Genomic DNA, 23,651 nt, shown 5'->3' with positions numbered 1-23,651 from the left:
TTTAAGCTTCAGCATGAATACCTTTACTTCTTAAGGTGTCACGCATAAAATGATGTAAATCATGCATTTCACTCATACCCGTTTTTTTTCCTATACGTCCACCAAAATATAAAGCAAACCAAATGACTATTGTGAGTAAAGCGACAGATAATTGAATTGCATAACTAGTCTCTAAAGTCCAATTTACATAAGTCCAAATTGCAAAGGCAATAAATAAGCCTGCAATGATAAAATGAAAAAACATAAATAAGGTCCAAACCGTTGGATTTGGTCCAAATAATCCATAGATGATACTGCCTTCTCGATCTAGTTCTTTATTGATTTCTATATGCAATTGAGGCGACCAAAAATGTTGTTTATTCTTAGGGATTTTTATAAAAATATGATCGTCAATACGCGAAACGATAAAGTTTGATTGTGTTGTTTTTTGATTTTCAAACAATTTTAAAAGCATTTCATGGTCATGGTTCACATGAAATCTAAATCGAGGCCTTAATATAATCTCATTAGTAGTTCTAGACATTTTGATAAAAAATAATAAATCAAAATACTAATTTTTATTCAATTTATATATTGATTTCATGTTTACTGTAAAATTCGTCTAACGTCATTACTTATTTAGTATCTTTGCAGTCGCTTACAGGATATGTAATGCATAGTAAAACACGTAATTATGAGTAATATTGTTGCAATTGTAGGAAGGCCAAATGTTGGAAAGTCAACATTTTTTAATCGATTAATTCAACGTCGTGAAGCGATTGTTGATGCTGTTAGTGGTGTCACAAGAGATAGACATTACGGCAAAAGTGATTGGAATGGAAAAGAGTTTTCTTTAATAGATACTGGTGGATATGTAAAAGGAAGTGATGATATTTTTGAAGCCGAAATTGATAAGCAAGTCGAATTAGCTATTGACGAAGCAGATGCGATCATCTTTATGGTTGATGTTGAAACTGGTGTCACTGGAATGGATGAAGATGTAGCGAGACTACTTCGTAAAGTTGATAAGCCTGTTTTCTTAGCAGTCAATAAAGTAGATAACGGAAAGCGTGCAGAAGATGCGGTTGAATTTTATGCTTTGGGATTAGGTGAATATTATACCATTGCAAGTATTAATGGTAGTGGAACAGGTGATTTGTTAGACGCTTTGGTTGAAGCTTTGCCAGAAAAAGAAGAGGAGGAAGAACTTGATGAGTTACCTCGTTTTGCTGTAGTAGGTCGACCTAATGCTGGAAAATCATCGTTTATAAATGCACTTATTGGTGAGGATAGATATATCGTAACAGATATTGCTGGAACCACAAGAGATGCTATTGATACCAAATACAACCGTTTCGGATTCGAATTTAATTTAGTCGATACAGCTGGTATTAGACGTAAATCTAAAGTTAAGGAAGATTTAGAGTTTTACTCAGTAATGCGAAGCGTTAGAGCTATTGAACATTGTGATGTTTGTATGTTAGTGCTTGATGCAACTAGAGGATTTGATGGTCAAGTGCAAAATATATTTTGGCTAGCGGAACGAAATCGTAAAGGCATCGTAATTCTAGTCAATAAATGGGATTTAATAGAAAAAGATACCATGACCACTCGTGATTTTGAAAAACGCATCAGAAAAGAAATCGAGCCTTTTACAGATGTCCCAATTATTTTTATTTCAGTTCTTAATAAGCAGCGTATTTTTAAAGCTATTGAAACTGCTGTTGAAGTTTATAAAAACAGAAGTAAAAAAATTAAGACAAGTAAACTTAATGAAGTTTTATTACCAATAATTGAAAATTATCCACCACCAGCATACAAAGGTAAATTTGTAAAGATTAAATACATTATGCAATTGCCAACACCACAACCGCAATTTGCATTCTTTTGTAATTTACCTCAATATGTTAGAGATCCTTACAAGCGTTATTTGGAGAATAAACTTAGAGAGCATTTTAATTTTAATGGTGTTCCTATTAGTGTTTATATGAGAAAGAAATAGAGCACTATTGTTATTTCATAGTTTCAAAATTGGATTCTGATTCAGATATTTATAAAGAAATTAAGAAAATTCATACGAAAATTAGTATATCTTCGTTTTCTTCAATAAGCTACTAATCATCAATCAATCTTATGAAGAAATTAATTTTTCTCCTAACTCTATTCTTAACCGTATTTAGTGTTTTTTCACAATCTCAAACGTTTAAAATTCAAGGAAAGCTACTTTCTGAAAGCGATCAGTTACCCTTAGAATCTGCGACGATTTATTTAGAGCGTGTTAAAGATAGTAGTTTGGTAACATATACTATTTCTGATAAAGAAGGAGGCTTCAAAATAGAAGATAAGACTTACGATAAAAGCTTAAACCTAACCATCTCTTACATCGGATTTCAACCTTTTACAAAAGAAATACAAATAGATAAAGCACTTATAAATTTAGGTGTAATTAAGCTACGAGTTAGCAATCAATTAGACGAAGTAGTTATAAAATCTAGAGTACCTATTACCATAAAAAAAGATACATTAGAGTTTAATGTTAAATCTTTTAAAACTAAAAAGGATGCCAATGTTGAAGATTTACTCAAGCAATTGCCAGGAGTAGAAGTAGATGAACAAGGAAAGATAACTGTAAATGGCAAAGAGGTTAATAAGATTTTAGTTAATGGAAAACCATTTTTTGGTAATGATCCTACAATTACAACACGAAACTTAACAAAGGATATTATAGAAAAAATTCAAGTTGTAGATACCAAAACAAAATCTGAAGCACTAACAGGAGAAAAAGGTAGTCAAGAAAATAAAACAATTAATTTAACCATTAAAGAAGAAAATAATAAAGGTGTTTTTGGACGTTTGTCAGCAGGAGCAGGTACAGACGAGCGTTATGAATTTGCTGGAATGCTTAATCGTTTTAATAATGATCGACGTATGAGTGTGTTGGTTGGAGGTAATAATATCAATTCACCAGGATTTAGTTTTGGAGAAATCTCTAAAATGTTTGGTCGTAGTGGTAGCAGTTCATTTAGTAGTAACGGTTCTTTTTCAATTGATGGTCGATCTTTTGGTGGAGGAGAAGGAATTACTACTTCAAGAAATGTAGGTGCAAATTATGCAGATGTTATAAATAAAAAAAACGATTTGTCGGCAGATTATTTTCACTCTAGTAGTCAGTCTGATAATGCCTCATCATCACAACGTGAAACGACCTTATCAGATTCTAGGTTTTTTTCCAACTCAAATTCTAATACCATAAATGAAACCAACAGCCATAGTGTAAATATGGAATACGATATTAAAATTGATTCTACATTTGTAATTAATATCGAACCTTCTTTTAGATATTCAAAAACCATTAATAGATCTGCTAGATATAATGAAACTTTAGATGAGGAAAGAACCTTAACCAATCAGTCTAATGTAGATACTGATATTGAGAGATTCGGAAAAACATTTACCAATGATTTAACCATTACTAAAAAATTTGGAAATAGAGGTGCATTTGTACGTTTTGGTATTGAAAATGAAATCACAAATACCGAAAGTGATGATTTTTTAAATTCAACAACACAAATTTTTGGAGACAATCCAGAGCTTATACAAAGAAAACAACTTACAGATGGTAATGGTAAATCAACCGTTTTTGAATCTGAAGTAAAATATCGTTATCCGATTGTAGCCAAAAAACTATTTTTAGATTTTGAATATAATTATAGAAAAGCTATAGATCAAGATGTGCGTAGTACTTTCGATTTTGATGATGTGACTAATACTTATAATCAATTCAATACAACATTAAGTACAGATTTTGAATATGTAAATATTGAACAAATTCCTGCCATAAGTTTACGTTTCAATGATGAAAAATGGTATGCTTCCATTGGTGCAGATTATGTGTTAAGAACTCTAGAGAATACAGATTTATTACGTCCAGAGTTTAATATCAAACAAGATTTTGAAGCGTTACAACTTAGTGGTTATGTAAATTATAGATTTAGTGAAAAATCTTCGATTTATTCAGGATATAGATTGCGAAATAGACCACCAACTCTTAGACAATTACAAGCTTTTGAAGATGTTTCTAATCCGTTAAATACAGTTGTTGGTAATCCAAATTTACAACCTACAGATAATCATAGGTTGTATGTTGGGTTTAATTCTTACGACTTTCAAAAGCGTTCAGGATTGTTTTTTTATGTAAGTATTGATGCACAAGATGACGATGTGGTGTCTAAAACTACAATTGATCCCGAAAGTTTAAAACGTACAACAACTTATGCAAATGTAAATGGGAATTATAGAGCTAGTTTTAGTACGAGTTACAGCAAAAACATAAAATTAGATTCTATTCGAAAACTTAGAGTACGACTAGGTGTATGGGCTAATAAATCTAGAAACATTAATTTTAATAATGATGTTCAATATGCAAGTGAAACTACTTCATTTACACCAAATGTAGGCTTAGAATTTACTTGGAAAAAAATCTTTGATATTAAACCAAGCTATAGACTTAATATTACAAATAATACATTTGATATTGATGCATTTGAAGATCGAGAATTTCTGAATCATAATTTAAGTATAAAAACAACAACGTACTTACCTAAACGTTTTGAGTGGATTAACGATATTCGCTACAACTACAATCCGAATGTAGCAGATGGCTTTCAAAAAAGTGCTTGGTTTTGGAACACGTCATTAGCTTATTCTATGTTAAAAGATAAGGCAGCACTTACTTTAAAAGTGTATGATTTGCTTAATCAAAATACAAATGCAAGACGTAGAGCAACAAGTGATTATATAGAAGATTTACAAAGTACAGTTCTGCAACAATACTTTATGTTAAGCTTTAGTTGGAAATTTAATAGTTTAGGGTCTAAGGGAGAAACAAATTCGAGTGATTTTTATATCATAGATTAGTTAGAAGTTAGTGGTGAGAGTAGAAAGTGATTGATTCTCAGGATGATTTTTTGTTCACCACTTTAATCAGTTAAGCTTTTTTAATTTTATACTCGCTTCTTCAGCTTTTATAATTTGGTTGTAAAACTCTTTTAAAGCTTTATATTCATTAGGAGAGAACGTTTTTTTCATTATATATAATTTTGTGCTAATATTAATAGAGTTTCCATTTTGAGAGACATTTAACATAAAATCACCTCCATTATTTGGTAAGGCAAAAGCTTTATTTTCTGGTAAACTAATTATTTCATATTTGTCTAATGGGATATTTAATTTTATAGAATTTAAAAAAGTTCTTGGATAACCATAATCTATATCATAAATGCGTCTGTCTAACTTAAAAGGGTTAATAGAAATTCTTCCATATATGTGAGGGTTGATTCTAATGAAGTTATTGTCAGTGTAAAGTTCTTTTGTTATGTCATATCTTTGTATTAAATGTTTATCAAGATTATGTTCATTTTTAATAGTATAATCATCTACTAGAATATTTGGGTGTTTGCTTTCAAAATAATCTAAATATTCATCGGTTGATTTATTACTTATGAAATTTCGTTCAGAGACAGCATTATAACCCGTTTTTGTTACTTGTAATTTCCCTTGTAATTCGCTCTCTTCGTTAAAAGAAAGCTCAGTGTAAGAAGAGATTATAGATAAAGTGTTTGTGTTTATTTGTTCCCAATAACTACCTTTTTTAAAATCTAACACTCTACCATCTCCATTTATACATTTAAAAGGAATTTGACCGAAAGCTGTTTTTTTATTTGTTGCATCTAGAAAAAATGTTTCGTTACCTATAACTGCTTTTACTAAAATGTAGTTAAAGTCTTTGGTTAACGGATAGACCTTAGTTGGTAAACCATTATTTCTTGTTGAAGATACAACAATATAACTTTCTATATTAGCAGCTCTTAAGCTATTATACAAGATTAAGTTAATAGCATCAACACTTCCGGAACCTTCTTCAAATGCTTTTTTTATTTTCAGGTTGCCTTGAGTCCAATATTTTTTGTTCCAAAATAATTTGTTTTGAATGAATTGATAAATTTGTTTTGCTTTATCAAGTTCATTTTCAGTGTTCAATATTTCTTGTGGGATATTCTTTTTAAAAAAACTTGTTTTAGTAGTTTGGTTATCAAAAAAATTCTTTTTTAAAGTTTTGTCTGTATCCTTCCACGTTTTGGTATAATTTTTAATTACTCCTTCTGTATTGGTATATGAAATGAGATCTAATACAAGTCTAGATAGATAGTTTTTTTTACTCAACATGTAGTCTTCTTCTTCAAAAGCAGGAATGTTTTTCATTCCAAATGAATATTCCTTGCATCCTCCACTACCTAATCCAGTTATGGTAATACAATTCTTTTTGAATGTAATGTCTTTTTTATCTAATTGTTGAACTCCAAACAAACGAAGGTTATATTTATAATTGACTAATAATGTTGCATCATATTTGCTTTCTAATTTTGGAATTTCACTTTGAAAATACCAATCATCAAGCCTTGAGTAAGGACTAATAACACTATAAGTGTATTCTATAATAGTTCCTTCCTTTATGTTTGGAATTGCAAAACTGGTTTTGTTCCAATATTCATTTTCTTGAGTTTTATAAATGTTTTTTTCGTTTAAAAATGTTTTAGATATATTTTCGCCTTTTAAATTATATGCTATGGCATTTATCTCTTTCACATATTCATCTTTGTATAGTGGTATCTCTATATTAGCGAGATGAAAAGCGTTTTTATTGAATAGTTTGATTTTGAAATAATAATCTGTTCTAAATTTATATTCATTTTTTTCATCTAAGTAAACATTTGCATGCTCATATAAGACTAAAGCATCAGCTAACGAATCATTTTTGTATGTATTCATTTTTAATTCATTTACAGATACTTGCCCAAGTTTGTTAGATTTTTCTTTCTGAGCATATATGTTAAGAGGAATCAATAGTAAAATTATAATGCAATTTTTTGTCACGAGATTATTTTTTTAAAATTAATCTTAAATTTTCTTGTTTAGCAATTTGTTTTCTAAAAGCTCTATATGTTTTGTAATCTTCTTTAGAATAAATTCCCTTTTTTATTAATATTGTTCTTTTATATAGAATAGTGTTATTATCTATTTTTTGAATACTAACAGAGTATTCTCCAAATTTAGATTTTATATTTTTATTTTCAGGAAACAATCCCAATGAATATTTATTAGGTATTGTAAAAGTATATTCGTCAATATCTTTAAATCCATGTTTTATTTCTAATGGTAAATTTCTAGTTCTATAACGTTTAGGTATATAACTGTTTCTGTTGAAAGTGTTAATGTTAAATATATATTCGTTATTATTTATAGTCGCATACTGGTCTATTGATATCTTGAGTTTTTCTATAAGCGCAATACTGTCTCTTTTATTAATAATTTTACTAGAATCTATATTTAAATTATTAACATATCTCCATGAATTAGTTTTGTAGTGGTCGTGCAAATCTTTTTCAGAATAATTTTCTAAATGATATTTGTTATCATACTGAATTCCTTCTGAAACTCTTTCAATCGAAGCTGTAACATTTCCATCATTATGTAATACTATTGAAGCATTTGTGGTTTGTAAATTGTCATTATTTTTATATTCAGGAGTTCTTTTAATTATTCCTCCTTTAGGAGTAATTACAAGAACATTCCTGTTTTCTGTAAAATCTCCTAAAAACCCAAACGGAAGTGTTTGGCTAGTACATTCTAGCCATATATCGCTCTCCTTGTTTGGAATGTTCAAAATTGCATGATTCCCTTGAATAGAAGTAAAGCTAGAATCTATATCGCGATTATTTCCGGCATATACCAGTGTGTAGTTAGATTTTACACCCACAATATCTAAAAGTGCTTTAGTATAAATAGTTAATGCTTTACAATCTCCATAACCAAGATTGTCTACTTCATAAGGTGTAATTGGTTCCCAACCTCCAATCCCAATTTGCACACTGATATAACGAGTTTTATTTTGCATATATCTGTAAACAATCTTGGCTTTTTCAATGTCATTAGTAACACCTTTGGTTAAATTTGTTATTCTAGTTATTGTTTCTTCTTTTACCTTAGTTTTATTTGATAGTAGTTTGTCATGCATCCATTTTCCAAAATCGTTCCAATTAGATGCATTTCCTGCTACACCTTTTAAAGTGAAATTGTTTACTGCTACCATTAGATATGGCATTAAATCTATAAAAGAAGTACTGTAGTTTTCATGCTTTATTGCAGGTTGATTATTCATGATATAATGAACTCTATCTTTAGATTTCTTTACAATTTGATACCCATTAAAGTTATTCTCTTTAAACTTTATTTTAAGATTATTAGGATTGTGAATAATGTATTCACTTTGTTGTACTGAAACATTGTAAGAACTTATAGGATGCCATCTAGGAATAAATGCGGTAGTTTTAGTTTTATATTCATAATTAAATACAGCTGTATATGGATAAAACGTAGGTGTATAATCTATATACATTACTCTGTCATCTGTATATAATGAAAAGCCATCTACAGCATTAATATCTTTGAATTTTGATTTTGAAAACTTTTTTATTTCAATTCCATTTGCATCATATATAATTAATGAAAGATTATTTATTTTAACATCGTTATCATAGAATAAGTGAGAGTTTAATATATTATTTCCTTTAGAGTTAAAAATAGTAACGGTTTGAGATTGTTGCACATACATTTTATTGCTAGACTCAATTCTTATTCTTTTTGTGTTTTCTCGTATTACTGCATTTGCATTTGTCTTTAGAGTTTCAGGAATTGTATGTTCAAATAGAATATCTTCTTGAGTGAAGATAATTTGTGAAACCAATAAAAATACAATTAATATTAGGTGTTTGTTCATAACTAATTTAAAATCATTTTTTTAACTACCAACTACCAACTACCAACTACCAACTACCAACTACCAACTACCAACTACCAACTACCACCAGCACCACCACCAGAGAATCCGCCTCCTCCAAAGCCACCACCAAAACCTCCTCCGAAGCTACCACCAGAACTACTGCCAAAGCCTCCTGAGCTTCCACCATAACTGCCTCGTCCCATATTGCTCAAAATAATAGCATCAAGAATACTAGTGCCTGACGAACGTCGACCACCTTTTCCATTATTTCCACCACCTCGTCTGTTTTTAGATATAGCGATAATGAAAATGATAAATACAATAAATAAAAATAAAAAGAAACCTATTGGGAAAGCATCACTTGAATTACTTTGTCGAGTGCCTTGATATGCACCAGTTAAAACATCAAAAATAGCATCTGTACCTTTGTTTAGTCCTTGATAATAATCTCCTTTTTTAAATTCAGGAATAATAGTGTTTCGTATAAGTTCACCTGTAATTCCAGCAGTAAGACGATCTTCAACACCATAACCAGGAGAAATCCAAATTTTGCGATCATCTTTAGCTAATAAAACGAAAACACCATTATCTTCTTTAGCTTGACCAATTTTCCATTCATGAGCCCATTTTGGTGTGAGTAACCCAATATTTTCACCTTTGGTTGTTGAGATTATAGCAATAACAATTTGTGTTGAAGTGGTATCAGAGTAGCGAACTAATTTTTCTTCTAAGTTGTTTTTTTCAGAAGTAGAAAGCAAATTCACATAATCATAAAGACTAGTTTGCTTTTCTGGGATAGGCGGAATATTAAACTGAGCAACTGCTACTTGTGAACTTAAAAAAAGCAAAGCCAAAAGTAGCAACAACTTTGTTTGATGCTTTCTTAGAAACAAATTTTTTATGCGACTCGGTATGTTTAACATATTGAATTTAATACTTTTGCTTACTGCTTACTGCTTACTGCTTACTGCTTACTGCTTACTGTAACACTATCCTTTAGAAATGTCATTAGGCAATTCATTAATGTCACCATGAACCCAAGGGAAATGTGTTTCTAATTCTTTACCAGCTTTAAGAACACCTTCAATTAAGCCTTGTTTAAAATGTCCATTTTTAAAATGTGATTGCATGATGTCTTTGGTGCTATCCCAAAATCCAGAAGGAACCACATCATTAATGCCTTTGTCTCCATAAATCACAAAAGTTTTGTCGTTAACAGCTACATAGATTAAAACACCGTTTTGCTGTTTGGTATTGTCCATTTTTAAATAATGAAACACTTCCATAGCTCTATCAAAAGGAGCTATTTTTGAAGAATGTTCAATATGAACTCTTATTTCACCAGAAGTATTGTTTTCAGCAGTGCGTATTGCCGAAATAATCTCTTGCTCTTCTTCAGCGCTAAGAAAATCTTCAACTTGTGACATGTCTAATTATTGAAATCAAATTCTACATCTACAGGCTTTTCTGCTCCAACTTCAGCATCAAAATAAGGTTTGTCATCAAAACCTAATGCTCCTGCTAAAATAGAATTTGGAAATTCTTTAACATGAATATTATAAGGCTTAATCGCTTCATTATATCTCGTTCTAGCGGTTTGAATTGTGTTTTCTGTACTCGTCAATTCGTCTTGAAGTTTTAAAAAGTTTTGATTTGATTTTAAGTCTGGATAACGTTCAACAGTTACCAAAAGACTTTTTAAAGCACCACTTAATCCACCTTGAACTTGATTGTATTGCGCTAATTGCTCTGGTGTTACGTTTGAAGGGTCAATGTTTATTGAAGTAGCTTTTGCTCTTGCTTCAATGACATCTTTAAGCGTGTTGCGCTCAAAATCTGCAGCTCCTTTTACAGTATTCACTAAGTTTCCAATAAGATCATTGCGTCGTTGATAAGACGTTTGTACATTTCCCCAAGCTTCACTTACATCTTCATTAAGTTGCACAGCAGTATTGTTAAATCCTTTAACCCAAGAATAAGATCCTAGTACGATGACTGCAATAATTATTATAGGAATAAGCCATTTTTTCATGATTAGTGTTTTTAAATTAGTGAATGTATTTGTTAGTTGTAGTAATATAGAATATGTTACAACTGCGATTTAATTTTAATAAGTTGAGCTTTGATACCTTCCAGTTTACTAATAATTTCAAAATTATTAAGTGTTTGTTTTTTTCCTTCTTTAAGGTGTGTTTTTGCACCTTCAAGAGTGAAGCCACGTTCTTTTACTAAATGGTATATAAACTGAAGGTTTTTAATGTCTTCTGGTGTAAATTTTCGGTTGCCTTTAGCATTTTTCTTAGGCTTAATGACATCAAATTCCTTTTCCCAAAAGCGGATTAAAGAGGTGTTTACTCCAAAGGCTTTGGCAACTTCGCCAATACCATAATAACGTTTTTCTGGTAAATCTATATGCATTAGTCTAAGGATTGATTTTCTAGTGATGCTTTTTCTAACAATCTTGCATATTCGTCTGCAGAGAGGTTTCCGTAGTAAAAATTAATAGGATTGATGCGCTCTCCATCTTTAAAAACTTCGTAGTGAAGATGAGGAGCTTCTGATCGTCCAGTACTTCCAACATAACCAATAAGATCTCCACGTTTCACTTTTTGATTAGAACGTACATTGTATTTGTATAAATGTGCATATAAAGTCATATAACCATAACCATGGTCTATTCTAATATGCTTGCCATATCCAGACGAATTATTATCTGCTCGTTTTACGACACCATCACCTGAAGCATAAACTGGTGTGCCTCTTGGTGCTGTAAAATCCATACCGAAATGAAATTTTCTAACCTTAGTAAATGGATCTATTCTAAACCCATATCCAGAAGCCATACGAGTGAGGTCTTCATTTTTAACAGGTTGAATTGCTGGTATAGCAGCTAAAAATTTCTCTTTATCTTCTGCTAAAACAGCAATTTCATCTAAAGATTTAGACTGTACAACAATAGCTTTTTGAAGTTGATCTAAACGTTTATTACTTTCAATAATTAATTCAGAATTATCATAACCTTCATACTTTTTATATCTGTTAATTCCACCAAATCCAGCTCTTCGTTGTTCAGATGGAATCGGGTTGGCTTCAAAATATAAACGGTAAATAGCATTGTCGCGCTCTTCAACACTTTCTAGAACAGTAAAGGCATTATCAATACGTTTGTTTAATAACTTGTACTGTAATTGTAAATTTGATAGCTCATGTTTAAGCGCTCTTTCTTTTGGTGATTCAATGTATTGACTAGCAATAAAAACAAATATAAATCCAAATAAAGCTGACGCAAGTATAAACAACATGGCAAACTTTATAGTAGTTCTTTTTTTACGCTCTATTTTTCGATAAGAAAGCGTTTCAGAATCGTAATAATATTTTACTTTAGCCATATCTTAAAAAGTCCTATTTTTGCAGGAATAATAGAACGAAACACAAATATATAAATTGTTTCACACTTTGAAGTCATTTGAACTTTAGTTTTAGAGGTTTTCATTAATTTAAGTGATGCAATTTTTTAATATACAAGCATTTAATTAATCTCTTATGATGAAGTCTCAAGACATTCGTAAAGCATTTTTAAATTTCTTCGAAGAAAAGAAACATAGCATTGTGCCTTCTGCACCTATGGTATTAAAAAACGATCCAACCTTAATGTTTGTCAATTCTGGAATGGCACCTTTTAAAGAATTCTTTTTAGGGAATGCCGAACCTAAAAATAATAGAATTGCAGATACTCAAAAATGCTTACGTGTATCTGGCAAACACAACGATTTAGAAGAAGTCGGTTACGATACATACCATCATACCTTATTTGAAATGCTTGGTAATTGGAGTTTTGGCGATTATTTTAAAAAGGAAGCTATTGCTTGGGCTTGGGAATTATTAACCGAAGTGTATGGCATTAGTAAAGACATACTTTATGTGACGGTTTTTGAAGGAGATAAAGAAGATAATATTCCTATGGATCAAGAGGCTTACGATTTTTGGAAAGCTTTTGTGCCAGAAGATCGCATCCTTATGGGAAATAAGAAGGATAACTTTTGGGAAATGGGAGATCAAGGACCTTGCGGACCATGTAGCGAGATTCATGTCGATATTCGTTCTGATGAAGAGAAAGCTAAAGTTGATGGAAAGTCATTAGTGAATATGGATCATCCTCAAGTTGTAGAAATCTGGAACCTTGTATTCATGCAATACAATCGTAAAGCTAACGGAAGCCTTGAAAACTTACCTGAAAAGCATATCGATACAGGAATGGGCTTTGAGCGTTTGTGTATGGTCTTACAAGGTGTGCAATCTAATTACGATACAGATGTGTTTACACCAATCATTAGAGAGATTGAAACGATTACTAACAAAGACTATGGTAAAGATGATAAAACAGATATTGCCATTCGTGTGATTTCTGATCATGTGAGAGCTGTCGCGTTTTCAATTGCTGACGGACAATTACCTAGTAATACTGGAGCAGGTTATGTGATTCGTCGAATTTTGCGTCGTGCTGTGCGTTACGGATTTACATTCTTAGACAAAAAAGAGCCTTTTATTTATAGATTGGTTGATGTTCTGAATAAAAAAATGGGAAAAGCGTTTCCTGAACTTAAAGAGCAAAAGCAACTTATTGAAAATGTTATTAAAGAAGAAGAGACCTCTTTTTTAAGAACTTTAGATCAAGGGTTGTTATTGTTAGATCGAATTATTTCTACGACTAAATCTAAAGAGATTTCTGGTAAAAAAGTATTTGAACTTAAAGATACTTATGGGTTTCCTGAAGATTTAACCGATTTGATTCTTCGAGAAAAAGGATATACTTATAATCACGATGAGTTTCAACAAAAATTAAAAGAACAGCAAGAAAGAGGAAAACAAGCCTCGCAACTCAAATCTGATGATTGGACGATTATAAATGACGATGAGGAACAAGAGTTTATAGGTTACGATACAACCGAAGCTAATGTGAAATTAGTAAAGTACAGAAAAGTTACCTCTAAGAAAGATGGCGAAATGTATCAGTTGGTGTTTAATTTAACACCGTTTTATGCTGAAGGTGGAGGACAAGTTGGTGATAAAGGTTATTTGGAGGACGCTTCAGGTGATGTGATTTATATTGTAGATACCAAAAAGGAAAACAATGTTATTATTCACTTTGCTAAAAACTTACCTAAAGATGTCAATGCGACGTTTAAAGTTTCGGTAGATAAAAAACAACGTTATAGAACGGAGTGTAACCATACAGCAACACATTTATTACATCAAGCACTACGTGAAGTGTTAGGAACACATGTGGAGCAAAAAGGCTCTGCTGTGCATTCAAAATATTTACGCTTTGATTTTTCACATTTTGCTAAACTAACGGTTGAAGAATTGCGCGATGTTGAAAATTTTGTCAACTCCAGAATTGAAGGCAAATTACCTTTAGAAGAACAGCGTAATATTCCAATGCAAAAAGCTATCGATGAAGGTGCAATGGCATTATTTGGCGAAAAGTATGGCGATACAGTTCGTACAGTTCGTTTCGGACAATCAATAGAGCTTTGTGGTGGAACTCACGTTAAAAACACAGGTGATATTTGGCATTTTAAAATCGTTTCTGAAGGCGCAGTAGCTGCAGGAATAAGACGTATTGAAGCCATTACCAATGATGCTGTTAAAGATTTTTATTTTGAAAATAACAGAGCGTATTTCGAAATGAAAGATTTACTTAATAACGCCAAAGAACCTGTTAAAGCGTTACAAAATCTTCAAGAGGAAAATTCAAATTTAAAGAAGCAGATTGAACATTTACTTAAAGAAAAAGCTAAAGGCATTAAAGGTGATTTAAAAAAGGAAATTTCTGAAGTTAATGGCATACAGTTTTTGGCTAAAAAAATTGATTTAGATGCTGCTGGTATTAAAGATTTATGCTTCGAGTTAGGAAGTCAGTTTGAAAATTTATTCTTACTGTTTGGAGCCGAAAATAATGGCAAAGCGATATTATCTTGTTATATTTCTAAAGCACTTGTTGCGTCTAAAGACTTAAACGCTGGAACCATAGTAAGAGAACTTGGTAAACACATTCAAGGAGGTGGAGGAGGACAACCTTTCTTTGCTACTGCAGGAGGTAAAAATCCAAATGGATTAGAGGATGCTATACAAGCTGTTAAATCTTATATCGAATAATACATTTTAAAGACCACTTTCATGAACGTACATTTTATAGCCATTGGAGGCGCAGCAATGCACAATCTAGCCATCGCTTTACATAACAAAGGTTATAATGTTACTGGAAGCGACGATACCATTTTCGATCCTTCAAAATCACGTTTAGAAGCTAAAGACTTATTACCTGAAACCTTTGGTTGGTTTCCTGAAAAAATAACTTCAGAGTTACATGCCATCGTACTTGGGATGCATGCTAAAGCTGATAATCCGGAACTATTAAAAGCTCAAGAACTCGGATTAAAAATTTATAGCTATCCTGAATTTTTATACGAACAATCCAAACACAAAACACGAGTAGTCATTGGTGGAAGTCATGGTAAAACGACTATTACGTCAATGATTTTACACGTGATGCATTATCACAATCGAGATGTCGATTATATGGTTGGCGCACAGTTAGAAGGTTTTGATGTGATGGTAAAATTAACCGAAGACAATGATTTTATCGTCTTAGAAGGTGACGAGTATTTGAGCTCTCCAATTGATAGACGACCAAAGTTTCATTTGTATAAACCTAATATTGCCTTGTTAAGCGGAATTGCTTGGGATCATATTAATGTGTTTCCAACCTATGAAAATTATGTGGAGCAATTTTCCATTTTTGTAGATAGCATTGTTCAAGGTGGAAGTATTAATTACAATGAAGAAGATCTTGAAGTAAAACGCGTGGTTGAAGCTAGTGAAAATCCGATTAGAAAATTGGCGTATCACACACCAGACTATCGCGTTGAAAACGGACAAACCTTACTGGAAACGCCTGAAGGTGAATTGCCTATTGAAATCTTCGGAAAACACAACCTTAATAACCTTGCTGGAGCCAAATGGATTTGCCAGCATATGGGAATTGATGAAGACGATTTTTATGAAGCTATCGCAACCTTTAAAGGCGCAAGTAAACGCTTAGAAAAAATAGCAGAATCTTCTAAGAGTGTCGCTTACAAAGATTTTGCACATTCACCAAGTAAAGTAGAAGCGACAACCAAAGCAGTTAAAGAACAATACCAAAATAGAACTTTAGTGGCTTGCCTTGAGCTGCACACCTATAGTAGCTTAAATGCTGAGTTTTTAAAAGAATACAAAGGTGCTTTAGATGCGGCTGATGTAGCTGTGGTGTTTTATTCACCTCATGCAGTAGAAATTAAAAAATTAGATGAAGTTACTCATGAACAAATCGCAACTGCTTTTGAGCGTGAGGATTTAATAATCTACACCAATCCAGATGATTTTAAGCAATTTTTATTCTCACAAGACTTTGAAAATAAAGCCTTACTCTTAATGAGCTCTGGTAATTATGGAGGCTTAGATTTTGATGAGGTGAAAAATTTATTTCAATAAAATTCGTCATCCTGAACTCGTTTCAGGATCTTATTATTTTGTTTTCTGTCATTCTGAGTGTCTCGTTTACCAAAGCTTATGCGAAGATGAAAGCGAAGAATCTTAACTTGCAATAAAAGCATTCTTTTTTAGTTTTAACCGTTGAAAGATACTTGACGCTGTTTATGAAACTAACTTTTACAATTTTTTTTATTTTCATTTTTAAATTCTCTTTTGGTCAAGAGATTAAAGTTTTAGATTTCAACTCAAATGCACCTATTAAAAATGTTTCAATTTCTATAGATGAAAAATTTATAGGTTATTCTGATGATTTAGGAAATTTTAAATTAAATGAAGGTATAGGATATACTTTTATCAGTTTTTCTCACTTAAGTTACGAAACACTTTCTATTAAAAAAGAGCATTTTAATGAACAGATTGTTTATTTAGTTTCTAAGCCTGAAACACTTGATGAAGTTGAAATTGAAGCTAAGAAAAAGTATAGCGTACGTAAAGCTATATTTGGTGGATTAAAGGTTAGTGCTGGATCAAATTTAGGTTGGAATACAAAAGTCGTGACATTCATTCCATTTAAAGAAGAAGGAAAAATTACTAAATTAACGTATCAATTAGTTGATATGCTTGGTGTAAAAGGTTTAAAATATTTAAAGTTTAAGGCAAATCTATACTCTATTGATACATTAACAAGATTACCTAAACAGAAATTAATAAAAGAAGACATTATAACTTCAAATAAGAATGGAGATCGTGTGTATTCACTAGATGTGAGTAAGTATAATATTCAAATGCCAAAAGAAGGTGTTTTTGTTGCTTTTATAATTTTGAGTTATGATGAGTATGATATAAAAGTTGTGATGTCTAAGCAAGGACAGATATGTGCTACTCCAGCGATTAAAACAAGAGTAAGAAAAAATAAAGAGAAAAGGTTTTCATTGCAATGTTCTAAAGGATATTTTGATTCTAAACTCAATTATAAATGGAGTAAAATTGATAAATGGAATAAAATTGATGATTATTTTTATGTTATGGGTTTAGAAATAGATGAAGCAAGAAAGTGATTTTAGGCTTAGATTTTGATTAGGTAAGAAATTTATTTCAATAAAATTCGTCATCCTGAACTTGTTTCAGGATCTTATTATTCTGTCATTCTGAGCGAAGCGAAGAATTTCTTTATTAATTTAAAATCATATCAAGTTAAAAAATAGTATCCAAAAACTGTTTAATACTTTCTTGATTGGTCTTAATTAAATGCTCTCGAGCTGCTTCAGTATCGCTTGGTTTTTTATCTTGAGACAATTTGAATTTACCTTCCCAATCTGTAATGGTAATTTCAAACATTTTTATATAATCAAGATTTCTATTGAGCCTGGGATTTTCAGAATCTAGAATATAGTTGTGATTTGGAGCTTCTAAAAATTCAGTCATTGCAATTAAGGATTGTTTTAAAGCAGCTTTGCTTTCTATAGCTTTGACCTTTCCTTTTACATGTACTTTAATATAGTTCCATGTTGGGAGTTGAGTCGTGTTATACACACTAGGAGAAATATAACAATTAGGGCCAGAGAAAATTAAAGTGACCTCATTATCATTTTTTAATAATTCAGCTTGCGGATTGTAAATATCTATATGACCAATAAGTTTTTCGTTGTCTAAAATTAATGGCAAATGTGTAATTAAAGGTTGGTTATTAGCTACAGAAATTATAGTAGCCAATGGATAGGTTTTAATTACGTCTATTAAATGAGCTTTGTTATTTTCTTGATGATGTTGAGGAGGATACTTCACTTTTAAACGCCAAATTGTTTTAAATGATGATCTAAATGCTTGTATTGCATTTTTCCCCATTGTTCACTAGTAAAATTACCAAACATTGGATGAGGAGGCCATTCTGTTTTAGATTTTTCAGCATGAAACTGATTGATTTTCTCAACCAATTTTGATTTTTCAGTATTAAAATCTTTATCGTTATTTACAATAAATTCTTTTGCTGTTGGCATGCCTTGTTTCCATGATTTATCATTATATAAAGATGATTTAAACATTGAAAACAACAAACGCATAAACACATTAGGCTTTTTAAGAGTCAAATCTTGTAATGCAACCTGCAACGGAAAATTACAATGCGAAAGCATTTGTGATACATTCATTGTTCCCCATTGTGCTGGTTTTTGTTCATCAAGTTGATCAATTCTGTTTAAAATTTCTTTGTGAGCTTCAGTTGTAAATAAGGATTTCATGAAGTGTAGTATTTTTTCTATTTGAAGTTGTATATTTATATTGGATAAAATTACAATATATCTTTCAAAATGTCTGAAAAACCATCTTCATTTTCTATTAAAAACTGGTCACAAGATGACCAACCTAGAGAGAAACTTCGCGACAAAGGAAAATCTGTTTTAAGTGATGCCGAACTTGTTGCTATTCTTATAGGATCTGGTAATAGAGAGGAAAGTGCTGTGTCACTTAGTAAGCGTATTTTGGCAAGTGTAAATCATAATCTCAACGCTTTAGGAAAGTTGTCTTTAAAGCAACTCATGACTTTTAAAGGCATTGGAGAAGCTAAAGCCATAACCATAGCAGCTGCATTAGAATTAGGTAGAAGACGACGTGCAACTGAAGCACTTCAAAATAATAAAATTAATTCAAGTACTTCGGTTTTTGAATTGATGCAACCTATTATAGGAGAATTGCCTCATGAAGAATTTTGGATTTTATATTTAAACAATTCTAATAAGGTGATTCAGAAAAACCAATTGAGCAAAGGTGGAATTACTGGGACTTTAGTTGATGTTCGTTTGGTTCTTAAAACCGCTTTAGAAGTTGGAGCAGTTGGTCTAATATTAACACACAATCATCCATCTGGAACCTTGAAGCCTAGTCACGCAGATAAGCAGCTTACTCAAAAACTTAAAGTAGCTGCACAGAGTTTAGATATTAAGGTTTTAGATCATCTTATTATTACAGAAAGCAATTATTTCAGTTTTGCTGACGAATCTCTATTGTAAAATGATGATTTTCCATTCGTAATTTGGTATTTTTAAAATCTGGAATTTTAGACGACTTATGCTCCTTGTTTATACACACAAAATTACACCACGATTGCGTTATACTTTTAAGCATTTGTGTACACGAATATTAGGGATTCCTGTGTCGTTTACTACAACTGTTGAAGAGTTTATTGCTCACGATAGTATTAAGATGTCTTATTCTAAGCAGCCATTGAGTAATGAGGTTTTTGTAAGAAGTCATGAGTTGCTTTTTGAGCAAGGTCTTTCAGATCTTGATATCAATGTTCAAAATTGGGATGATACCAAAGGGTTTTTTTCTACAGGAGATAAGAGCACTTTACCTTTTGATATTTTTGCAGCTTCATTTTATTTATTGAGTCGCTATGAAGAATATTTGCCACATGTAAAAGATAATTACGGACGATTTTTAGCTTCTGAAAGCATCGCTTTTAAAAACGACTTTTTGCATCAACCTGTCGTTGATATTTGGGCATATAAACTTAAAAGAGTTTTAGAGGAAAAATTTGAAGGGTTTCATTTTCCTAAAAAAACATACAAAGTTCAACCAGTTATTGATGTGCCAAGAGCATTTTATTTCAGAAAAAAAGGTTTGATAAGAACTTTGGGAGGCGTGTTTAATGATGTGATTCGGTTTAGGTTACGACGCTTATACCAAAGAACTCTTGTGCTTTCTGGTTTTAAACGTGATCCTCACGATACGTTTAAATGGATTATAAATAAACAGAAAACCGTTAACTTTAAGTTTGTCGTTTTGTTTTTAATTGGCGATTATTCTACTTATGATAAAAATATTAGCGTCAATAAAAAAGAATTCGTTTCTCTTATTAAATCCGTTGCAGATTATTGTAAAGTTGGTTTGAAAGCTTCATATTTTGCTTTAGATGATATTTCCGTTTTAAAAAAGGAAAAGAAAAAAATGGAAGCCATTGTCAATTATGAACTTCAAGCATCGCGACATTCGTATTCTAAGTTAAACTTACCTAAATCGTATCGTCATTTGGTAGAATTAGAAATTCGTGAAGATTATACTATGGGCTATATCAAAGAGCTAGGATTTAGAGCTGGCACTTGTACACCATTTTTGTTTTACGACTTAGATTATGAAGTGCAAACACCATTGCAAATACATTCGTTTCATTGCTTAGACGCAGCATTGTTAAAACACCAGTCTCAGTTAGATAAAAAAGAAGCCATCCAACGAATTATCGACCAAGTAAAGCAAGTCAATGGAACCTTTACACCAATTTTTCATAACTATAGTTTTAGTGATGATATGCTTTGGAAAGGTTATAGAGAATTATTCACCATGATATTAGAATCAGCAAATGAAAATTAAAGATATTAAGCATGTGTTTTTTGATCTCGATCACACGCTTTGGGATTTTGATAAAAATTCAGCATTAACATTTAATAAAATATTCGAACTGCATAAGTTAGATGTCGACAGCAATCAATTTTTATCAGTTTATGAACCCATTAATTTGAATTACTGGAAACTGTATCGAGAAGAAAAAATTGATAAATCTAATTTGCGATACAAACGTTTAAAAGACACTTTTGATGCTATTGAGTTTGAAGTTTCAGACGATACCATAAATCAATTATCTGAAGACTATATCACTTACCTCACGACTTTTAATCACCTTTTTGAAGGTACTTTTGATATCTTAAAGCATTTAAAGCAGAAGTATCAATTGCATATTATTACCAATGGTTTTGATGAAGCGCAACAAAAGAAGATGGATAACGCAAACATTTCTCAGTATTTTACAACCATTACCAATTCTGAAATTGCAGGTGTTAAAAAACCCAATCCTATTATTTTTAATTATGCTTTAGATATGGCAAAAGCTAAACCACATGAAAGTATTATGATTGGAGATAATATTGAAGCAGATATTTTTGGAGCGCTTGATGTAGGTTTTGATGCCATTTTATTTAATTACCATAAAGTTCAAGCTGAAGCTCATATCAAACAAGTGAACTCACTTTTAGATTTAAAAATGTATCTTTAATCCTCATTTTGAAACTTAAAACATCAAACAAATGAAACATGTTTTACCAATATTAGTATTCTTATGTTCTTTTAATGTGTTTTCACAAGAAGTTAAGACCAATTTAGAAGCTATTAATGATTACAAATATATTATTGTTCCAGAAGTTTTTGATTTTTTAAAAAAACCAGATCAATATGATGTTAATTCATTAACTAAGTTTTTGTTTACAAAATATGGCTATAATACATATTTTGAAAATGAAGAATTACCAGCAGACTATCAAGATGATAAATGTTTAGGGTTAATTGCTAAAGTTGAAAAGGCAAAAGGCGGTTTTTTAAACAAAAGACTACAAATAAATCTTGTTGATTGTAATAAAGAAACAATTGTTTCATCTAGCATTGGAAAATCAAAAGAAAAGGATTTAAAAAAAGCGTATAATTTAGCTTTAAGAGAAGCTTTTAAAACGTTTCAATATTTTAAATATGAATATAAGCCTAGTCCTGAAGTATTAGCTAAACTATCTAGTGCTAAGGAAGAAAAAAAGGCAACAATGTTAGCAGCCCAACAAAAAGAAGAAGAAATTGAACGCTTAAAACAAGAGGTAGCTGCACTTAAAAAAGAGAAAGAAAATAATACAAATGAAATTAGAGCTGTTGTAGCAACGTCTTCTAAAGAAAAAACTAACAAGGTAAATAATACAAAAGAAGATAAACTGCTTTACGCACAACCTATAGAAAACGGATTTCAAGTGGTAGATAGTACGCCTAAAGTAGTAATGATTCTTTTAGAAACGCCAAAACAAAATACCTTTATTGTTAAAAACCAAAATGCTATTGTTTACAAAGAAGATGGGTTTTGGTATTTGTCAAAAAATGATGGTAAATCGTCATCTTTAGAAACGTTGAATATAAAATTCTAATACTTGTATTTGTCTTTCCAACGTTGTTTTAAAAACTCACGTTGAGCATTTTCTCTTGCATTGTTTCCAGGATTGTATAATGTTGTGTTTTTTATCTCATCTGGTAAAAATTCATGATCTACAAAGTTGTTATCATAACCATGAGCATATTTGTAGTTGTCTCCATAACCTAATTCTTTCATTAGTTTAGTTGGCGCATTTCTTATCGATAACGGAACCGATAAATCTCCAGTATCTTTTACAAGTTTTTGTGCTTTTCCAATAGCCTCATAAGCTGCATTGCTTTTTGGAGAAGCTGCTAAATAAGTGGCACACTGACTTAATATGATTCGAGATTCAGGGTTTCCTATTACAGAAACCGCTTGAAACGTATTATTTGCAATCACTAAGGCTGTCGGATTTGCATTACCTATGTCTTCGCTAGCTAAAATGAGTAAGCGTCTGGCTATAAATTTGACATCTTCGCCACCTTCAATCATTCGTGCTAACCAATACACTGCTGCATTGGGATCGCTTCCTCGTATCGATTTGATAAATGCAGAAATAATATCGTAGTGTTGGTCTCCAGTTTTATCATATCTAACAGTATTGTTTTGTGCTTTTTTAGATACAATATCGTTAGTGATTATAATCTTTTCATCTGCATTATATGATGAAACAATCAATTCAAAAACATTCAACAGTTTTCGTGCATCACCTCCAGAAAGTCTTAATAAAGTTTCGGTTTCTTTTAATTTAATGTTGCGTTTTGATAGCACATCGTCTTCAGTTATAGCACGCTTTAAGAGAGCTTCTAAATCTTTCTTATCAAAAGCGTTTAATACATAAACTTGACATCTTGAAAGCAATGCAGGAATCACCTCAAAACTCGGATTTTCTGTGGTGGCACCAATTAAAGTTACCCAACCTTTTTCAACAGCTTGTAATAAAGAATCTTGCTGCGATTTGCTAAAGCGATGAATCTCATCTATAAACAAAATAGGATTCTTGGTAGTGAATAATCCTCCACTTTGTTTCGCCTTGTCAATAACTTCTCTAATATCTTTAACGCCAGAATTTATAGCACTTAATGTATAAAAAGGTCTGTTAGACTCGTTGGCAATAATATTAGCAAGTGTCGTTTTTCCTGTACCTGGAGGTCCCCAAAAAATCATTGAGGCAATTGCTCCATTTTGCAATTGTTGGGTTAAAACACCAGTTTTACCAACCAAATGCGACTGACTTAAATAATCGTCAAGTGTTTGCGGACGTAATCGTTCTGCTAAAGGCTCATTCATTGTGTAAAATTACAAAACCAAGGTGACAATATTTCATAGTTTTAACAATTGGAGAACATTTTGATAATTAAA

Annotated in this window: 20 protein-coding genes; 9 read left to right on the top strand and 11 right to left on the bottom strand. The window is 31.4% G+C overall.

Features of this window, described 5'->3' with window-relative positions:
- Position 1: 1 nt before the first annotated feature.
- The gene (locus ACP15M_RS11045) at positions 2-523 is read right to left on the bottom strand and encodes a GTP-binding protein (protein WP_425077270.1); all 522 of its coding nucleotides are present in this window, start codon (positions 521-523) and stop codon (positions 2-4) included.
- Between the two features lie 150 nt (positions 524-673).
- Here ACP15M_RS11045 and der point away from each other — a divergent pair, with 150 nt between their 5' ends.
- Positions 674-1,981 carry a ribosome biogenesis GTPase Der gene (gene der, locus ACP15M_RS11040; protein WP_425077269.1) on the top strand — a complete coding sequence of 436 codons (1,308 nt, stop codon included), beginning with the start codon at positions 674-676 and terminating at the stop codon, positions 1,979-1,981.
- A 131-nt stretch (positions 1,982-2,112) separates the two neighbouring features.
- On the top strand, positions 2,113-4,896 hold the full coding sequence (locus ACP15M_RS11035) for an outer membrane beta-barrel protein (RefSeq protein ID WP_425077268.1): 2,784 nt from the start codon (positions 2,113-2,115) through the stop codon (positions 4,894-4,896).
- A gap of 66 nt (positions 4,897-4,962) precedes the next feature.
- Here ACP15M_RS11035 and ACP15M_RS11030 read toward each other — a convergent pair whose 3' ends face one another.
- From ACP15M_RS11030 to ACP15M_RS11000, 7 genes are all read right to left on the bottom strand, one after another.
- Complete coding sequence (locus ACP15M_RS11030; RefSeq protein WP_425077267.1) at positions 4,963-6,807, bottom strand: hypothetical protein; 1,845 nt, start codon at positions 6,805-6,807, stop codon at positions 4,963-4,965.
- 109 nt (positions 6,808-6,916) lie between these two features.
- Positions 6,917-8,815, bottom strand: coding sequence for a DUF3857 domain-containing protein (locus tag ACP15M_RS11025; RefSeq protein ID WP_425077266.1), 1,899 nt, complete (start codon positions 8,813-8,815; stop codon positions 6,917-6,919).
- A 74-nt stretch (positions 8,816-8,889) separates the two neighbouring features.
- Positions 8,890-9,741 (bottom strand): TPM domain-containing protein, encoded by an 852-nt coding sequence (locus ACP15M_RS11020; RefSeq protein WP_425077265.1) that lies wholly within the window; start codon positions 9,739-9,741, stop codon positions 8,890-8,892.
- Positions 9,742-9,807: 66 nt separating this feature from the next.
- Positions 9,808-10,245 carry a TPM domain-containing protein gene (locus tag ACP15M_RS11015; protein WP_425077264.1) on the bottom strand — a complete coding sequence of 146 codons (438 nt, stop codon included), beginning with the start codon at positions 10,243-10,245 and terminating at the stop codon, positions 9,808-9,810.
- A gap of 2 nt (positions 10,246-10,247) precedes the next feature.
- On the bottom strand, positions 10,248-10,850 hold the full coding sequence (locus tag ACP15M_RS11010; RefSeq protein WP_425077263.1) for a LemA family protein: 603 nt from the start codon (positions 10,848-10,850) through the stop codon (positions 10,248-10,250).
- 56 nt (positions 10,851-10,906) lie between these two features.
- A complete protein-coding gene (locus ACP15M_RS11005) occupies positions 10,907-11,236 on the bottom strand; it encodes a MerR family transcriptional regulator (protein WP_425077262.1) in 330 nt (109 codons plus the stop codon).
- On the bottom strand, positions 11,236-12,207 hold the full coding sequence (locus tag ACP15M_RS11000) for a M23 family metallopeptidase (protein WP_425077261.1): 972 nt from the start codon (positions 12,205-12,207) through the stop codon (positions 11,236-11,238). The genes ACP15M_RS11005 and ACP15M_RS11000 overlap by 1 nt, the downstream gene beginning before the upstream one ends.
- Positions 12,208-12,364: 157 nt before the next feature.
- Between ACP15M_RS11000 and alaS the strand changes: the two genes are divergently transcribed.
- The 3 genes from alaS to ACP15M_RS10985 all read left to right on the top strand — a co-directional run bounded on the left by alaS (position 12,365) and on the right by ACP15M_RS10985 (position 17,412).
- On the top strand, positions 12,365-14,977 hold the full coding sequence (gene alaS / locus ACP15M_RS10995; RefSeq protein ID WP_425077423.1) for an alanine--tRNA ligase: 2,613 nt from the start codon (positions 12,365-12,367) through the stop codon (positions 14,975-14,977).
- Positions 14,978-14,998: 21 nt separating this feature from the next.
- The gene (locus tag ACP15M_RS10990) at positions 14,999-16,354 is read left to right on the top strand and encodes a UDP-N-acetylmuramate--L-alanine ligase (protein WP_425077260.1); all 1,356 of its coding nucleotides are present in this window, start codon (positions 14,999-15,001) and stop codon (positions 16,352-16,354) included.
- Between the two features lie 164 nt (positions 16,355-16,518).
- Positions 16,519-17,412: a hypothetical protein gene (locus tag ACP15M_RS10985; RefSeq protein WP_425077259.1), complete on the top strand. Its 894-nt coding sequence runs from the start codon at positions 16,519-16,521 to the stop codon at positions 17,410-17,412.
- Between the two features lie 136 nt (positions 17,413-17,548).
- On the opposite strand, the gene ACP15M_RS10980 is transcribed toward ACP15M_RS10985, so the two are convergent.
- Positions 17,549-18,139, bottom strand: coding sequence for an FMN-binding negative transcriptional regulator (locus ACP15M_RS10980; protein WP_425077258.1), 591 nt, complete (start codon positions 18,137-18,139; stop codon positions 17,549-17,551).
- A gap of 2 nt (positions 18,140-18,141) precedes the next feature.
- Positions 18,142-18,591 carry a DUF1569 domain-containing protein gene (locus ACP15M_RS10975; protein WP_425077257.1) on the bottom strand — a complete coding sequence of 150 codons (450 nt, stop codon included), beginning with the start codon at positions 18,589-18,591 and terminating at the stop codon, positions 18,142-18,144.
- A gap of 69 nt (positions 18,592-18,660) precedes the next feature.
- Here ACP15M_RS10975 and radC point away from each other — a divergent pair, with 69 nt between their 5' ends.
- Genes radC through ACP15M_RS10955 form a run of 4 tightly spaced genes read left to right on the top strand, consistent with a single transcriptional unit; the run spans position 18,661 to position 22,302 of the window.
- Positions 18,661-19,359, top strand: coding sequence for a RadC family protein (radC, locus tag ACP15M_RS10970; protein WP_425077256.1), 699 nt, complete (start codon positions 18,661-18,663; stop codon positions 19,357-19,359).
- A 58-nt stretch (positions 19,360-19,417) separates the two neighbouring features.
- Positions 19,418-20,719 (top strand): polysaccharide deacetylase family protein, encoded by a 1,302-nt coding sequence (locus ACP15M_RS10965; protein ID WP_425077255.1) that lies wholly within the window; start codon positions 19,418-19,420, stop codon positions 20,717-20,719.
- The gene (locus tag ACP15M_RS10960; protein WP_425077254.1) at positions 20,709-21,398 is read left to right on the top strand and encodes a YjjG family noncanonical pyrimidine nucleotidase; all 690 of its coding nucleotides are present in this window, start codon (positions 20,709-20,711) and stop codon (positions 21,396-21,398) included. The genes ACP15M_RS10965 and ACP15M_RS10960 overlap by 11 nt, the downstream gene beginning before the upstream one ends.
- 31 nt (positions 21,399-21,429) lie before the next feature.
- Complete coding sequence (locus ACP15M_RS10955) at positions 21,430-22,302, top strand: hypothetical protein (protein WP_425077253.1); 873 nt, start codon at positions 21,430-21,432, stop codon at positions 22,300-22,302.
- On the opposite strand, the gene ACP15M_RS10950 is transcribed toward ACP15M_RS10955, so the two are convergent.
- Positions 22,299-23,579 (bottom strand): replication-associated recombination protein A, encoded by a 1,281-nt coding sequence (locus ACP15M_RS10950; RefSeq protein ID WP_425077252.1) that lies wholly within the window; start codon positions 23,577-23,579, stop codon positions 22,299-22,301. The genes ACP15M_RS10955 and ACP15M_RS10950 overlap by 4 nt on opposite strands.
- Positions 23,580-23,651: the final 72 nt, after the last annotated feature.

Origin of the sequence: Psychroserpens sp. S379A, from assembly GCF_049800755.1 — a bacterium.
Taxonomy (GTDB): Bacteria; Bacteroidota; Bacteroidia; order Flavobacteriales; family Flavobacteriaceae; genus Psychroserpens.
Note: the sequence above shows the minus strand (reverse complement) of the source record. Positions and strands in the feature narration are given on the sequence as shown.